We start from the raw sequence: 219 nt of genomic DNA on the forward strand, positions 1-219 counted from the left end.
TCTATCAGGGGTAATGAGAACTGAACCCCAGCGCACACGCTTCGCACGCACCCACACCTCGAAGTCTATCAGGGGTAATGAGAACTGAACCCCAGCGCGCTAGGGGCGAAGACTAGCCCGCTACGAAGTCTATCAGGGGTAATGAGAACTGAACCCCAGCCAGCAGCGAACCGTACCCGGACGCGGCGGAAGTCTATCAGGGGTAATGAGAACTGAACC

The sequence above is a fragment of the Corynebacterium sp. HMSC074H12 genome (genome assembly GCF_001813755.1).
GTDB classification, from domain to species: domain Bacteria; phylum Actinomycetota; class Actinomycetes; order Mycobacteriales; family Mycobacteriaceae; genus Corynebacterium; species Corynebacterium hiratae.